General features: G+C 65.8%; 13 protein-coding genes. 6 read left to right on the top strand and 7 right to left on the bottom strand.

The window, feature by feature from the left end:
- Positions 1–75: 75 nt before the first annotated feature.
- Complete coding sequence (locus tag ACJQWM_RS03370; RefSeq protein WP_411306679.1) at positions 76–312, bottom strand: integrase core domain-containing protein; 237 nt, start codon at positions 310–312, stop codon at positions 76–78.
- Between the two features lie 146 nt (positions 313–458).
- On the opposite strand from ACJQWM_RS03370, the gene ACJQWM_RS03365 reads away from it, so the two are divergent.
- Both ACJQWM_RS03365 and ACJQWM_RS03360 read left to right on the top strand, forming a co-directional pair.
- Positions 459–740, top strand: coding sequence for a type II toxin-antitoxin system RelE/ParE family toxin (locus ACJQWM_RS03365; protein ID WP_332701925.1), 282 nt, complete (start codon positions 459–461; stop codon positions 738–740).
- A 16-nt stretch (positions 741–756) separates the two neighbouring features.
- On the top strand, positions 757–1,047 hold the full coding sequence (locus tag ACJQWM_RS03360; RefSeq protein WP_332701927.1) for a HigA family addiction module antitoxin: 291 nt from the start codon (positions 757–759) through the stop codon (positions 1,045–1,047).
- Between the two features lie 40 nt (positions 1,048–1,087).
- Here ACJQWM_RS03360 and trmY read toward each other — a convergent pair whose 3' ends face one another.
- The 5 genes from trmY to ACJQWM_RS03335 form a co-directional block, all read right to left on the bottom strand.
- Positions 1,088–1,681: a tRNA (pseudouridine(54)-N(1))-methyltransferase TrmY gene (gene trmY / locus ACJQWM_RS03355; RefSeq protein WP_332701929.1), complete on the bottom strand. Its 594-nt coding sequence runs from the start codon at positions 1,679–1,681 to the stop codon at positions 1,088–1,090.
- Between the two features lie 77 nt (positions 1,682–1,758).
- A complete protein-coding gene (locus ACJQWM_RS03350) occupies positions 1,759–1,902 on the bottom strand; it encodes a hypothetical protein (RefSeq protein WP_332701931.1) in 144 nt (47 codons plus the stop codon).
- 170 nt (positions 1,903–2,072) lie between these two features.
- Positions 2,073–2,687, bottom strand: a complete 615-nt coding sequence (locus ACJQWM_RS03345) for a DUF1989 domain-containing protein (protein WP_332701933.1) — start codon at positions 2,685–2,687, stop codon at positions 2,073–2,075.
- Complete coding sequence (gene gntA, locus ACJQWM_RS03340) at positions 2,684–3,376, bottom strand: guanitoxin biosynthesis heme-dependent pre-guanitoxin N-hydroxylase GntA (RefSeq protein ID WP_332702103.1); 693 nt, start codon at positions 3,374–3,376, stop codon at positions 2,684–2,686. Before gntA ends, ACJQWM_RS03345 begins: the two co-directional genes overlap by 4 nt.
- A 422-nt stretch (positions 3,377–3,798) precedes the next feature.
- Positions 3,799–3,930 (bottom strand): hypothetical protein, encoded by a 132-nt coding sequence (locus ACJQWM_RS03335; protein WP_332701935.1) that lies wholly within the window; start codon positions 3,928–3,930, stop codon positions 3,799–3,801.
- Between the two features lie 429 nt (positions 3,931–4,359).
- On the opposite strand from ACJQWM_RS03335, the gene ACJQWM_RS03330 reads away from it, so the two are divergent.
- From ACJQWM_RS03330 to ACJQWM_RS03320, 3 genes are all read left to right on the top strand, one after another.
- Positions 4,360–8,118 (top strand): amino acid adenylation domain-containing protein, encoded by a 3,759-nt coding sequence (locus ACJQWM_RS03330; protein ID WP_332701937.1) that lies wholly within the window; start codon positions 4,360–4,362, stop codon positions 8,116–8,118.
- Positions 8,119–8,786: 668 nt separating this feature from the next.
- On the top strand, positions 8,787–9,422 hold the full coding sequence (locus ACJQWM_RS03325; protein WP_332701939.1) for a glutathione S-transferase family protein: 636 nt from the start codon (positions 8,787–8,789) through the stop codon (positions 9,420–9,422).
- A gap of 62 nt (positions 9,423–9,484) precedes the next feature.
- Entirely contained in the window at positions 9,485–9,778 is a 294-nt protein-coding gene (locus ACJQWM_RS03320; protein WP_332701941.1) for a nuclear transport factor 2 family protein, read from the top strand.
- 213 nt (positions 9,779–9,991) lie between these two features.
- Here the strand turns inward: ACJQWM_RS03320 and ACJQWM_RS03315 are convergent, their stop codons facing one another.
- Complete coding sequence (locus ACJQWM_RS03315) at positions 9,992–11,089, bottom strand: oxidoreductase (protein WP_332701943.1); 1,098 nt, start codon at positions 11,087–11,089, stop codon at positions 9,992–9,994.
- Between the two features lie 496 nt (positions 11,090–11,585).
- On the opposite strand from ACJQWM_RS03315, the gene ACJQWM_RS03310 reads away from it, so the two are divergent.
- Entirely contained in the window at positions 11,586–14,198 is a 2,613-nt protein-coding gene (locus ACJQWM_RS03310) for a TonB-dependent receptor plug domain-containing protein (protein ID WP_332701945.1), read from the top strand.
- Positions 14,199–14,213 lie beyond the last annotated feature (15 nt).

Below are 14,213 nucleotides of genomic sequence, written 5' to 3'. Positions count from 1 at the left end.
GACGGAGTGAGTCACCCCTGATTTTTCGGACAAATGGGGACGGAGTGGACCGCCCCGCATTCCACAGACAGGTAGTCAGGATACAGACCTGACCGATTGATATTCCCGCTCCGCCTGCATCGGCGATCGGTAGCGCAGTGCCGAATGCATGCGGACGCGGTTGTAGATCAGCTCGACATACTCGAACACCGCAATACGTGCGGTGTTGCGGTTTGCGAACGGTCTGTCGTCGGTCAGTTCCAGCTTAAGCGTCGCGAAGAAGCTTTCGGCCAAGGCGTTGTCGTACGGCATGCTCGGCCGACTCATGCTCAGCTGGATTTTCGCTGCCTCTGCTTTTGCTCTGTAGCGCTCCCCGTGTACTGGCTGCCGCGGTCATGGTGAAGGATCAACCCGGGCTTGGGCCGCCGCGGGTACCATAACGCTCTGCGTTATATAACGGATTGCGTTATGGTCGCCATGTGATCCGGAACTTTACCGACAAGGAAGCGGAAAAGATCTGGGGCGGCTCGCCCTCCAGGCGGCTGCCCGGCGGTATCCAGCAGGTTGCCCGGCGAAAGCTGCGCATGCTCAACAGCGCCGCCACCCTGGAGGACCTGCGCATCCCGCCGGCCAACCGTCTGGAAGCGCTCAAGGGCAATAGGCGAGGGCAGTACATCATCCGGATCAACGACCAATGGCGTGTCTGCTTCCGCTGGAAGGACGGTGATGCGCATGACGTGGAAATCGTCGGTTACCACTGACGTAACGGAGTCGACCATGAAGACCCTGCCCAACATCCATCCCGGCGAAGTGCTGCTGGAAGAATTCCTCGCCCCGCTGGGCATCAGCCAGAACGCGTTGGCGCGTGCCGCCGGCGTGTCACCGCGTCGCATCAACGAGATCGTGCTGGGCAAGCGCAGCGTCACCGCTGATACCGCGGTCCGCCTTGCAGCCGCGCTTGGCACCAGCGAGCGTTTCTGGCTCGGACTGCAGGCCGACTACGACCTTGAGGAAGCGCACCGCGCGCTGGGCAAGACGCTTGCCCGGATCGAACGGATCGCTGCGTGAGCGTCACAGCCACCGGCCCGGCGTGTCCCATGGGCGGCTTCTATCGCTGATCCAGCTCGTAGTGGATCAACACGACGCACTGCGAGGCGAACAGCATCGTCTTACCCAGCGTGATTCGGGTTGCGCCGAGGCGATCGAGCGTGTGAAAGGTCTTCTTCGGCATCGGGATGTGGTCGGTTAGCAGGAAGCAGGGGTTGCCCTGGAACACCTGCCCGCGGATCGGCGTGCCTTTCGGGTCCATCACGAACAGCTGGTGGTCCTCGGCCAGTTGCTGCGCCAGCCGCTCGAAGCTCACGGTGCGCACCGTGACGCCGGGTTCCACCGGTCGCGTCTCCTCCTTGCCCATCCCCCTGGAGGCGTCCAGCGCCTTGGCGATCTTGCCCAGCAGCGCCTGCTCGTTGAAGCCGCCGATGTCGTGCATGGCGTTGGCGTCGAACCGGATCGTGCGCGAAAAGTCCGGGGTGCTTTCCAGCACCAGGTAGACCGTCACATCGGAGCGATGCGACTGGGCCACGAAGATCGCGTTCATCAACGTATGGGCGAGGATCTCCGCATGGGCATCCTTGCCGACGGACGCCAACAACTTGTGGCTGTCCGTGGGTGCCGCGCGTGCTCTCAGTACAAAGGTTCGCATGGGTGTCATTGTCCACGAATCGCGGGCCGGGATCGGGGGCGTGAACCTGGCCCGATTCCGGATCAATAGGCTTCCCGTCAAGGCTTTCGCGCTCTTATGCCCCATCGCGCGCGGTGGCGGGCGTTGAACTGGCCGACGTACTGCCGGCCGAGCTTCTGCATCAGCCGGGCGACCGCGCCGGCTTCGGGCGGGGTGGCTAGCAGGTGTACGTGGTTGTCCATCAGCACCTAAGCGTGCAGCTGGCTGCCGGTGGCCCGCTGCGCCTCCCGCAGGAGGTGGCGATAGCGGGCTCGGTGGACGGGCGCAGGTTCTGTCAGTAGATACCGGAGCGCGTCGTCGGAAGTGAACCTGACCCCGTTCGCTGACCCCGTTCGCTGCTCGTTCGCTACTCTCAGCCGCTGTCCGACGCGCGCTCGATGCGGTAGTCAATCGGCTTGTAGCGGAAGTTGTTGGACTGCCCCGCTGAGCACGCGGTCAGCGCGAGGACCATCGGCATTTCCGCACGCAGGTGAAGCGCGTCCCCGGCCTTGCTTAGCGGCGGCAGTACCGACACCTCGCCCGACTGCGCGTCGAAGGCGACGTGCATGAAGATGTTGAACGCGATCGGCACTTGGTCAACGCCGATGCCGTACGGCGCCAAGGCGGCCGCCAGGTTGCCTTCGCAGCCTGGCCGGCCCTCCGTCTCGCCATAGATCTTCGCGAACATCTCTTTCGAGCACGGCGTCAGCGTGAAGTCGTGGCGGCCGCAGTCGTCGTCCAGCAGCGTGAACATCGGGCGGCTGCGGTTGGAATACAGCACGTCGCCGGTGGTCAGGAACAACCGCGCGGCGTAGTCGATCGAGCGCCCGGACGACAGGTACTCGTTGGTGTCGTCGCGGGCGTACGCGATCATGTCGCTGACCTGCTGGCCTTCCGCGTCGATCACCACCAGCACGTCGCCGACCTCGAGCTCCAGCGCACGGCCGGAACACGGGGGGATGCGGACGGTGTCGCTGCGCCCGCTCAACGTGCGGTCCGCGCGTGGACGGACCGCGCGTGAAAGGGGCACACCCAGGCGGCACCGACGCGGCGACCGCTGTACTGGCGCGTCTCGGCCGCCTGGCCGAAATCGGCGAGATTGGGATTGATCGACCCCTGCAGCGCGCAGTCGCGGGCGCGGGTGGCGGCCTGCATCTTGACGTAGCGACCGTCGGCGCGCAGCTGCTCGAACTGGCGATGGGAGTTGAACACCAGCACCGGCTGCTCAAAGCGACGCGCCAGGCGCGATGCACCAGCGTGCAGGCCGATCACGAAAAACGGATGGCCGGCCAGGCTGAGGCTGAAGTCCGGGCTTTCGGGACGCTTCGACACGTCTGGCGCCCATGCGACGCCGCGGCGCGCGTCGAGGTCGTGCAGGCGCTGCAGCTGCGACCACAGCATCGCTTCGAAGCGCAGCTCATCGGTGTCCTGCGGCCCCTCGAAGATCGACACGAACGAGTACACCGTGGTGTCGTCGGCGTCCTGCGCCTCGATCCGGCGCGCGAACGCACCTAGCCGGTCGAGCAGCGGCGCGTCGTTGGCGCGGTCACCCAGCGGGCGGAACACCTGGATGTCGATCGCGTCTTTGGCGAGTGCGGCCTTCGAGCCGACGCAGGGGAAGGCGTCGCTGGCGACGAAGTCGCGGAAGCGCCACACCATGCCGCCATGCGCCCGCAGACGTGCTGCGTCCGGGCAGCGTCCAGCAAAGCTTTCCGCGCGCCCGGCGTAGGACGACGCTGCGTCGTGCAAATGGGAGAAGGCTTGTTCCATGAGGCAGTACCGGTGTTTTGAGGCGCCACCCTAGCTGCGGCATTGCGATAGCCCCGTGTAAATCGCGTCGCGGGGGTGTAAGCGTAGGGCGGGCGTTCACAAAGCGCTGTCACGTGTTTGGACGCCAAAACGGGTCCAAACACTGTGGCCGCCGCTGCCTTACAGCGAGTGCGCGGTCTAAAAACGGGTCAATAAAAAACGGGGTCAGAACCTGACCCCCTATTGACCCCGTTTTTGACCCCCTATTACCCACTACCACGCGTCGTTCTGGCCGGCCGATGGGCCGGCCGCACTCCGGCAACGCGCTGAGTCTTGGCCTCCACCATCGGCTAGAAGTCGTCGCGGCCGTAGGCGCGTTGCTGCTGGAGGTAGGTACGTATGGCGGCCAGGTCGTCGTCGTTGAGGGCTTCGGTGAGCAGGGCGCGGTAGGCGTCGGCGCGCTCGTGGTCGTTAATTCCCAAGGCCCTTTGCGTGGGGGTGCAGGCTCACAACAGCGGGTCGGTGCGCTCGCCGCAGAGCGCGGCGCAGCTGGACCAGGGGAAGCGCGCCGGGTCGTCGGTAGGCTTGACGATCGTTGTCGCGCTGCACTACATGCTGGACGCGCCGGGAATATTGAGGCGGGGCAGTCGGACCATGTCCGTTCTTTCGGTCACGCGACTGTTTGGCTAGGGGGCGCAGGCACTGCTATAGGGCGACTGCCCCTCAGAGGGTAGGTAAATGAACCTGACCCCATTCTGCGCAGACCCCATTCTGCGCAATTCTGCGTCGAAAATCGGACCTCCGTCCCCTTTTGCTGCTGCTGCCAAGCCGATAGGCTGCGAAGCCGATCTCTTCTCTTTTCGGAGCAGGCTATGCAGCGGCTTGGACAACACAGTGTGCTGGAGGATGTTATGGCGGATGCGATTGTGCCTACCGAGAGAGTCTCCTTGCTGGACGAGGAGGAGGCACACCGTATTCTCATCGAGTGGAACCGGACAGCGCAGGCGTACGATCAGACGGAAACGGTCTGGGGGCTCATCGAGAACCACGCGCAGGCGCATCCGGAGCAGACGGCAGTCATCGATGGAGAAACGGAGGTCGACTACGAGCGCCTGACGGCACGGGCGAACGCGATTGCGGGCGAGCTTGTGACGCGGGGGGTGCAACCGGGGTCGTTGGTCGGAGTGTGCATGGGCCGCACATGGGAGCTCGTGGCGACTCTGCTGGGCGTATTGCGAGCGGGCTGTGCGTACGTGCCACTGGATCCGGAGTACCCACGTGAACGGGTGCGCTACATGCTGGAGCACGCCCGGGCGGCGGCTGTCATCGTGGACGGCCAGAAGCCGGCGGAGCTCTGCGCCGGGGCACCCGAGCTGGTACGGCTCGATGCGGTGAGCGAACGGACGCCGGACACGATGGCCGGGCCCTCGGCGAGAGACCTCGCCTATGTCATCTACACATCGGGCTCGACAGGGCATCCCAAGGGAGTTGCCGTCGAGCATCGAAGCGTCGTTGCGATGACCCGATCGATGCGAAGTCTGCTGGATGACGAGGAGCTGGCAGGCGTACTGGCGGCGGCCTCTGTCTGTTTCGACACCTCCGTCATGGAAATCCTGGGGACGTTGTCGCTTGGCGGCACGGTGGTGTTGTCGGAGAACGCATTGGCGCTGCCGGAGCTGCCATTGGCAGACCGGGTCAGGACGACCATCATGGTGCCGTCGGCGATGCAGGGGCTGCTCGCGGCCGGCGGGCTGCCGGAGGGCGTCCGGTGCGTCGTGCTCGGCGGCGATGTGCTGAAACGCCCGCTGGTGGAGCAACTGCACGCGCTGGCGCAACGGCCGCGCGTGCTCAACGTGTACGGGCCGACCGAGAACACGGTCTACTCGACAGGGACCGAGGTCCCGGCAGGTGTGGAGACGATCACGATCGGCAAGCCGATGTTGAACTCCCGGTCGTACATCCTGGACGACGCCATGCAACCGGTCCCGGTGGGCGTCCCGGGGGAACTGCACCTTGCGGGAGACCAGCTCGCACGGGGGTACCTCCACGATGACGCGCGCACGAAGGAGCGGTTTGTCGAGGTGGATCCGAACGGGCCGATGAACGGGCCAATGAACAGGCTGCTCCCGGACGAACGGCTGTACCGGACCGGAGATCGATGCCGGTGGACGGAAGACGGCGAGATCGAGTTCCTGGGGCGGATCGACCAGCAGGTCAAGATCCGGGGCTTCCGGATCGAACTGGAAGAGATCGAGTCGACGCTGGAGTCGATGCAGGGCGTGGATGGCGCAGCGGCGGCGGTAGTCGACGTAGGCGGTGGCAAGACCATGCTCGTCGGGTATGTGGTGAGCCGGGACGAGGCGGTGACGAACGAGGCGTCGCGCGCTTACGTGGCAGAGCGGCTGCCCAAGTACATGGTGCCCCAGGTCGTGATGCACCTCGCCGACATGCCCCGATTGCCCAATGGCAAGCTCGACCGCAAGCGGCTCCCGCGCCCGGAGCTGGGTCGCGATTACGGTGCATCCGACACACCTGGCCCGCATTCCGACACCCTGGTCTCCGGCGTTGCCGGGGGGCTGTTGCACCGCTTGGCGGGCCTGTCGAAGGGCGAGCGGCATGCGGCCCTGCTGTCGGTCATCCGAGACGAAATCGCCCGCTTCCTTCGCCTTCGCGATCCCGAGCAGGTACCGCCGCACCAGGCGTTGGAAGCCCTGGGTCTCGACTCGCTGGACTCGGTCGAGCTGAGCCATCGGCTGTCCACGGTCCTGTGCCGGAAGCTGCCCTCATCGACGCTTATCGAGCACCCGACGCCCACCGCCGTTGCCGATTATCTGCTCGACGTGTTGGGGAGCGGCGCCACGGATCGCACGTCGAACGACCATGCGAACGGCGCAGCCCCGGACACGCTGGGTCATTTCCAGGCGCAGCTCCAGTCCGGCCACCCTCCATTTCTGGCCGCCAAGGCGCCCGCGTGGTCCGCGACCGACAAGGGCACGCTCATCCGGGAGCTCAAAAGCCTGCTCATGCGTTCAGGGCGGGAGCCCTACAGCAAGCTGGTCCGCACCGGCAGCGGGCACAAAGGCACCGTCGCCGACGTGCACACCGGTGAAGAGCACGAGGCCATCATCTGGAGCACCAACCTGTACCTCGGCCTGAACCGCGACAGGGATGTCATACAGCAAGCCAGCTCCGCCCTGGAACGCTTCGGCACCGGAATGGGAACCTCCCCGACCGCATCCGGCATGACCGATCTCCACCTGGCGTTCGAGAAAGAGTTTGCCGAGCTGGTGGGCAAGCCAGTCGGATGCCTGTTTTCCACGGGGTTCACCGCGAATCTCGGGGTGATCGCGGGCATGCTGGGCGACAAGGACGTGGTGGTGATGGACCAGCTCTGTCACGCGTCCATCGTGGACGGCGCTCGCTTGAGCGGCGCCAAGATTCGGACGTTCAAACACAACGATGCATCCGACCTGCAATCGGTGCTCGAGGCAGAAGCCTCGCCCTACCGCACCACCCTCGTGGTGCTCGAAGGCGTCTACAGCATGGGAGAGGGGACCGCTCCGGTACGCGACATCGTGCGCATGGCGAAACGGTACGGTGCGCTCGTCCTCGTAGACGAGGCGCACTCGTTCGGCTTCTACGGCCCCCGGGGCGCCGGCATCTGCGCGGCCCAGGGCATCACCGAGCAGGTCGATTTCATCATGACGACACTCAGCAAGGCGCTCGGCAGCCTTGGGGGTGTGATTGCCGCCCGTGAGGAGCACATCGCCCTGCTCAAGACGTCCGCCAGGGCCTATGTCTTTCAGGCGACCACCACTCCTGCCGATATCGCCGCTGCGCTTGCCGCCTTGCGGCGACTGCGCGCAGACGACGCGCTGCGGGAGCGACTCTGGGACACCACCCACTACATGCGGGAGCGCTTCTCCGAAGCTGGCTACGATCTGGGCACGGGCGATGGCCCCATCGTCACCCCGCATTTTTCGGACAGCGACACGCTCTATGCGATTGCGCGTGGCTTGCATGCGCGTGGCATCCACACTACAGCCGTCACGTATCCGATCGTGGAGCGCGGACGTGGCCGCCTGCGGTTCATCTGCTCGGCGTCACACACACGCGATGACGTGGACAGAACTCTCGAGGCCCTGATCGACGCGGAACGCGAAGCCGAGGGGGAGCGACAGGCCTCGAAAAATCGCGTGTCCGGCGACAGCGGATCGGAAGCGGACCTGTCGGTTGGACACAGTGACGTCCGTGCTGTGCCGGGCCCGCGAACCGGAAAACTTGCGAGTGGCGCACATCCAGGACGATCCGGCGTGGAGGCGTGGGCCAAAGCCTTTGGCGACTACCTGAAGGAGGCACTGGCCACGGTGGCTGGCCCGACGCCGAACCTCGCGGTGTCGATCGGCCTTCCAGACAACGAAGAACGGATCACGATGCTGATCGATGGGCGAGACGTCACGTTGGGAGCCCAGGCGACCACGCATACGCCGTCCTGTTCGCTGCTTCTCACGGATGACCGGGCGATCTCCGCCCTGTGCGCGTCCGATGTGCAGGGATTGCTGGACAGCACCATCAAGGGCACATGCGTCTTGAGCGGTCAAACCGAACCGTTCGTCTGGCTCATCGGGCGAATGGCCCACTGGCAACCCCTGGGCGCGGAGCTTCGATAGGCGAGAAGGGGCGTCAGGTCGACCCCGATCCCGGTTTGTGGGGACATTGGGCGCGCCGCACGTCTCGCGTCGTGCGGACGTCCCACCGGCCGGACAGCCATGCGAACCTTCGTCCTCAGAGCGCGCGCCGCCCGGTGTCCGATTGACGTGTCCGCCCGGCGTGTCCGACTGGATCAGGACATCCGGAACACATCGCCATCGAGCATCGCCGGGAAGCGCTCGCGGTGGGCGGTCAGTTGGTCGGCCTGCAGGCTGGTGGTGACAACGACTTCCTCGTCGGTGCATGCGCTGACCGAGTGGCCGAGGAATATCGATCACCGCGCTGTCGCCTCGATAAGGGGACCCTCGATAAGGGGACGGAGGCAGTTAAGCTCACATAATTACCTCCGTCCCCTTTACGGGTGCAGCGAACGCCCGTCGGTCCCCTTAGGGTGGCAAAGTCGAACGGTGGGAACGCGAACCGCGCCGATTACGTCGACTTGTGCGTTCCCCTGACGGGCCGACGTCCGCTACCAGCGCTGCGGCATAGGGATGTGATCGCGCGGATCTGGAACGTGACTGCTAGCGTGTCCGCCAAGCGTCCGAGCGCCCCCGCATCGCCCTGTCGATTTCGCAGTGCCTCGCTCGTCTATCTGGAAAGCCCTTCCCACAGATCGATGGAGCCCGACATGATCAAACTCTACGGAACACCCCCGACCCGCGCCCTGCGCGTCATCTGGGTGCTCAACGAGCTGGGCCTGGAGTACGAGTCGCACCCGGTGGACCTTCTGCAGGGTGAGGCCGGGCGACCCCCGTTCCGCGACCTCAACCCCGCCGCCAAGGTCCCGGTGCTGGTCGATGGCGATGTCGTCCTGACCGAATCGGCCGCCATCCAGCTCTACCTGGCCGACAAGCACCCCGAGGCGGGGCTCATCCCGGAGACGGTGGAGGACAGGGGCCAGATGTACCGCTGGATCTTCTTCCTGGTGACCGAGATCGAGCAGCCCCTGTGGCGCATCGCGCGCCACACGTTCATCTATCCGGAAGACAAACGGCTGCCCCAGGATGTCGACCTGGCCCGGCAGGAGTGCCGGCAGATGGTGGCCGTGCTCGAGCGGCACATGGAAGGGCGCGAGTTCATGGCGGGCGATCGGCTCAGTGTGGCCGACCTCAACGCCGCGTACACGCTCGACTGGGCGAACGAAGCGGAGATGCTCGGCGGCGCGCCGAGGCTTAGGGAGTACCTGACGACGATGTACGCCCGTCCCACGGCTCCGCCCACCATCGCCGCCGCGTTTGCGGCGTTGGGCAGCCAGGCGGGTTGAGGCCCCACACGCCGTAACGCCGAGCGTGCGTAGCATCGGCGTCCCGCCTGTCGGAGTGCCGCATGAGCACACGCTCGACTGCCAAGGTCGTGAACGACCATCTATCGCTTGCGCAACAGGGCGGCATCGAGATTGACATCGACCGCAACTTCGCGCCGGACTGCGTGCTCATGACGACCTACGGCGTGTTCCGCGGCCATGCCGGCATCCGTGACGCGGCGCGCCTGCTGCAGGAGCAGCTCGGAGAGAGCGGGTACGAGTATCGGACGCGACTGTGCCACGGCGAACTCGGCTTCCTCGAGTGGACGGCGTCGTCGGACCGCGGGCGCATCGACGACGGGGCGGATTCCTATTGAGTGCACGACGGGCTGATCCGCGCGATGACGATCCATTACACGGTGAAGCCGCCAGTGGACTCGGGAGATCGGCCATAAACCGGCAACCGGCGCGCTGATGTCGCTGAACGGAAACGCCTAGGGAAGGAATGGCCACACCCAAAGAGAAGCACCTGGTGACCGCCGCGCTCTGCACCGTTGGGTTGTATGGCACGGACGCGTCTCCCAGGTTTCCTAGAGCTCGTGCTCCTTGATGTTCGCCTGCGGCTGCAGGACTGAGAAGTCGAACTCCTCGATCGGTTCTCCCGCCATCACGCGACGGGGCCAGTCGGGGTTTGCGAGCGCGGACTTGCCCAGCGTGATGACCTCCGCATGCCCATTCGCGATCAGCGACTCGGCCCGCTCCGGCGCGCCGAGCTGACCGTTCGCAATCACGGGCACGCGCGCGTGGCGCGTGGCGAGCTCAGCGAGCGTCTCCCCGGCATCGAACGCCGGCCGCGTCGCGTCGTATTCGGTGATGTGGATGAAGGCCGGCCCGGCGGAGGCGATCCGCGTGAAGATCAGCTCGGCGTCGCGCTCGCCGCCCGCCCATTTGTGGTCGTAGTCGTTGACCTTGCCCTGCGAGATGCGGATGCCCACTGGATACCCATCGCCCACCTCGGCCCGGACAGCGCCGATGACCTCCACCAGAAACCGCACGCGGTTCTCCGTGCTTCCGCCGTACTCGTCCGTGCGCTGGTTCGTGTAGTCGCTGAGGAACTGGTCTAGCAGATAACCGTTCGCGCCGTGGATCTCCACGCCGTCGAATCCGGCCTCGCGCGCGCGCCGCGCGGCTTGTACGAAACCGTCGACCACTGCGCGAATGTCGTCCGCCGTCATCGACCGGGGCGTCGCGAAGTCGCCGTGCCCGCCATATAGGTCCAGCTGCGCGCCCACTGGCTTCACCGCCGACGGCCCGATCGTCTCGTCGGTGTAGCGGTTGCCCTGCGACAGTGCGCCGGCGTGCATCAGTTGAATGAAGATGCGTCCGTCCTCGCGATGCACGGCGTCTACCACCCGGCGCCATGCTTCGACATGCGCCGGGTTGGCGATGCCCGGCTGGTCGCGGTAGCCCTGGCTGGACGCCTCGTCCGGATACGCGCCCTCGGTGATGACCAAGCTGTAACAGCCACGGGCGAAGCGGGCGTAGTAACGCGCCATCTCGTCGGTCGGGCGCCCGTCCTCCTCGGCGCTGGTGCGCGTCATCGGGGCCAGCGCAACCCGGTTCTTCAGCGGCACGCCGCCTATTCGCGTTGGAGTGAACAGGATTGCGTGCGCCTGCGATTGGTTCATGGTGCCTCCTGGGCCGGTTGGGGTAAGCGCACGCTGCCTGCATCGGCGGACTGATGGGATGTCGTCCAGGCAGCATCCGGATGCGCGCGGTACACAGTGCAGCGCCCGCCGACGGAAGCGCCCGTGAAGGCAGGCTCAAAACACGGGTCCAAAACACGGGTCAGAGTGCACTTTCCTCGAGCACTAGCGGCTCCGATCTCCCGCTTCCGCGGTCGTCCGAGCTTCGATGGGGGCACGGAACCCGTCGGAGCCCAGCGCATGCTGGCGTTGCGGCCGCCATCGGATCAATTCAAGTTCCTGATCGGTCAGCGCCTCGCGACGACTCGGAAAAGCCCTTTCTGGCCCCAGTCGCAAGCTTTGCTGAAATTGGCGGAAAGTTTTGCTTGCCACCAACATTCATTTCCTGTTAAGACCCATCCGAGCCGCGACGGGCACGGGACGGAACGGCCGAAGGTCGCTACACCACCATCCATCCGATCAGTGAGAGGGAATTTTGATGAGAACGAAATCGAACGCGCAGCGCCGCCTCGCGCGTCACTCGCTGTCCGCGGGCGTCAGGCTCGCGTTGGCCACCACGATGCTGTCGGTCGCAGGCATCGCCAGCGCGCAGGCACAGGCGCAAGACCAGCCGCAGGCGGAAGAGGAGGCAACCACCACGCTCGAGACTGTCTCGGTGCTCGGTTCGCGCACCAAGCCGCGCTCGGAAGCGACTTCGGCCGTGCCGATCGACATCCTCGATGGCGAGGAGTTCCACAACCAGCCCTCGGTGGACGTGCTCGACAAGCTGCGCACACTGATTCCGTCGTTCAACGTCAGCACCATCCCGATCGACGACGCCGCCACGCTGGTGCGCCCGGCCAATCTGCGCGGCCTGCCGCCGGACAACACGCTCGTGCTGGTCAATGGCAAGCGCCGCCATCGCGCCGCGGTCATCACCTTCCTCGGCCACGGCCTGTCGGACGGCTCGCAGGGCCCGGACATCTCCGTGTTCCCCTCGCTCGCGCTGGAGCAGGTGGAAGTGCTGCGTGACGGCGCGGCGGCGCAGTACGGCTCCGACGCGATCGCGGGCGTCATTAACTTCCAGCTCAAGCGCCTGGACGAGGGCGGAACGGTCGAAGCCTTCGGCGGCCAGTACTACGAAGGCGACGGCTTCACCCAGCAGTACGCCGCGCAGATCGGCATGCCACTGACCGAAAATGGATTCGCCACGTTCACCGCCGAGTGGCGCACCGCCGACGCCACCTCGCGCAGCGTGCAGCGCGACGATGCCGCCGCGGTGGCGGCCGCCGGCTATCCGGACGTCCCCAACCCCGCCCAGATCTGGGGCTCGCCGGAAACCGACAAGGACGTGAAGCTGGTCGCCAACATGGGCCTGTCCACCGAGGCCGTGGACTTCTACCTGTTCGGCAACTATGCCGAGCGTGAGGTGATCGGCGGCTTCTATTACCGCAACCCCACCAACCGCGGTGGCGTGTTCTCCAACGACGGCGGCGAGTCGCTGCTGATCGGCTCGCTCGACGGCGGGACCTGCCCGACGATCACGCTGCGCGACGCCAGCGGCAACCTGATCCCGTATTCCGTGGTCGGCCCGCAGGTACAGGCGCTGCCGGCCAATTGCTTCACGTTCCTGTCCGGGTTCCCGGGCGGGTTTACCCCCAACTTTGGCGGCGAGATGGAGGACAGCGCCATCACCGCCGGCGTCCGGGGCATGTGGGGCCAGGACTGGCACTGGGATTTCAGCGCGTCCTATGGCCGCAACGAGATCGACTTCTTCATCCTCAACACCGTCAACGCCTCGCAAGGCCCCACTCAGCCGGAGGGTCTTCGCTTCAACCCCGGCGGCAATGTGCAGACCGAGCGCAACGTCAACTTCGACCTCGGTCACGACCTGGAGGTCGGCTTCCTGGACGAGCCGATCAGCCTTGCGATGGGCGCGGAATGGCGCGAGGAAGAGTTCGAGATCATCGCGGGCGATCCGGCGTCCTTTGCGATCGGCCCGCTCACGCAGCAGGGCTTCAGCATCGGCTCCAATGGCTTCCCCGGCTTCAACCCGCGCACGGCGGGCACCTTCAGCCGAGATAACTGGGCCGTGTACATCGATGCCGAGGCGCGCCTGACCGAGCGCTTCCTGCTGGCCGCGGCGGTACGCCACGAGGACTACAGCGATTTCGGCGGCACCACCAACTGGAAGCTGACGAGCCGCTACGACTTCACCGACACGTTCGCGATGCGCGGCGCGCTCAGCACGGGTTTCCGTGCGCCCACGCCGGGCCAGTCCAACGTGAGCCAAGTCACCTCCGCGTTCATCGATGGCGAACTGCGCGATACGGCCACGCTGCCCCCGACCGACCCCGTTGCCGCGTTCTATGGCGCCGAACCGCTCACGCCCGAGGAGTCGAAGAATGCCTCGCTGGGCCTGGTCTGGAGCAGCGGAGACTGGCAGACCACGGTGGACGCCTACCGCATCGAGGTCACCGACCGCATCGCGCGCAGTACCGACTTCACCCTCACCGACGCCGACCGCGCCGCGCTGGTGGCCGCGGGCGTGGCGGAGGCGGCCACGCTCAGCCGCGTGGGCTTCTTCGTAAATGATTTCGACACCACGACCACCGGCCTGGACCTCGTCACCAGCTTCAGCAGCGAGCACTTCGGCGGCGAGACCACGTACTCGCTCGCGGCCAACTGGAACCGGACCGAGGTCGACAGTTTCACGCCCGGCATCATCACCGAGGCGCGCATCAAGAAGCTCGAGGAGGCGCTGCCGCGCACCAAGGGCTACTTCAGCATCAACCACCAGCGCGAGGTGTTCAGTGCCAACGTGCGCGTGAACTACTTCGGTTCGTTCTACGAGGACCACCTCGACAGCGATGTGGTACGCGCGGAGGACGGCGGCCTGCCGATCTACGGCGACAGCGCCGTGACGGTGGATGCCGAGGTGGGCTGGACGTTCGCCTCAGGCCTCTACTTCAAGGTCGGCGCGCAGAACCTGTTCGACAAGGTGCCCGACGAGAACCCCTGGGCCGGCATCGCCGGCGCGCGCTATCCCGTGCACGCGCCGTACGGCTTCAACGGCGGCTTCTACTACGCGAGGGTGGGGTTCAAGTTCTGACCTTTGGGATCGTGG

The sequence above is a fragment of the Novilysobacter longmucuonensis genome (genome assembly GCF_046600735.1).
Lineage (GTDB): Bacteria > Pseudomonadota > Gammaproteobacteria > Xanthomonadales > Xanthomonadaceae > Novilysobacter_A > Novilysobacter_A longmucuonensis.
Note: the sequence above shows the minus strand (reverse complement) of the source record. Positions and strands in the feature narration are given on the sequence as shown.

What these genes read in the sequence shown, in the direction of transcription:
- ACJQWM_RS03310 (WP_332701945.1), top strand. Translation starts at nt 11,586, where the DNA reads ATGAGAACGAAATCGAACGCGCAGCGCCGCCTCGCGCGTCACTCGCTG.
- ACJQWM_RS03330 (WP_332701937.1), top strand. Translation starts at nt 4,360, where the DNA reads ATGGCGGATGCGATTGTGCCTACCGAGAGAGTCTCCTTGCTGGACGAG.
- trmY (WP_332701929.1), bottom strand. Translation starts at nt 1,681, where the DNA reads ATGCGAACCTTTGTACTGAGAGCACGCGCGGCACCCACGGACAGCCAC.
- ACJQWM_RS03360 (WP_332701927.1), top strand. Translation starts at nt 757, where the DNA reads ATGAAGACCCTGCCCAACATCCATCCCGGCGAAGTGCTGCTGGAAGAA.
- ACJQWM_RS03315 (WP_332701943.1), bottom strand. Translation starts at nt 11,089, where the DNA reads ATGAACCAATCGCAGGCGCACGCAATCCTGTTCACTCCAACGCGAATA.
- ACJQWM_RS03325 (WP_332701939.1), top strand. Translation starts at nt 8,787, where the DNA reads ATGATCAAACTCTACGGAACACCCCCGACCCGCGCCCTGCGCGTCATC.
- ACJQWM_RS03320 (WP_332701941.1), top strand. Translation starts at nt 9,485, where the DNA reads ATGAGCACACGCTCGACTGCCAAGGTCGTGAACGACCATCTATCGCTT.
- ACJQWM_RS03350 (WP_332701931.1), bottom strand. Translation starts at nt 1,902, where the DNA reads ATGGACAACCACGTACACCTGCTAGCCACCCCGCCCGAAGCCGGCGCG.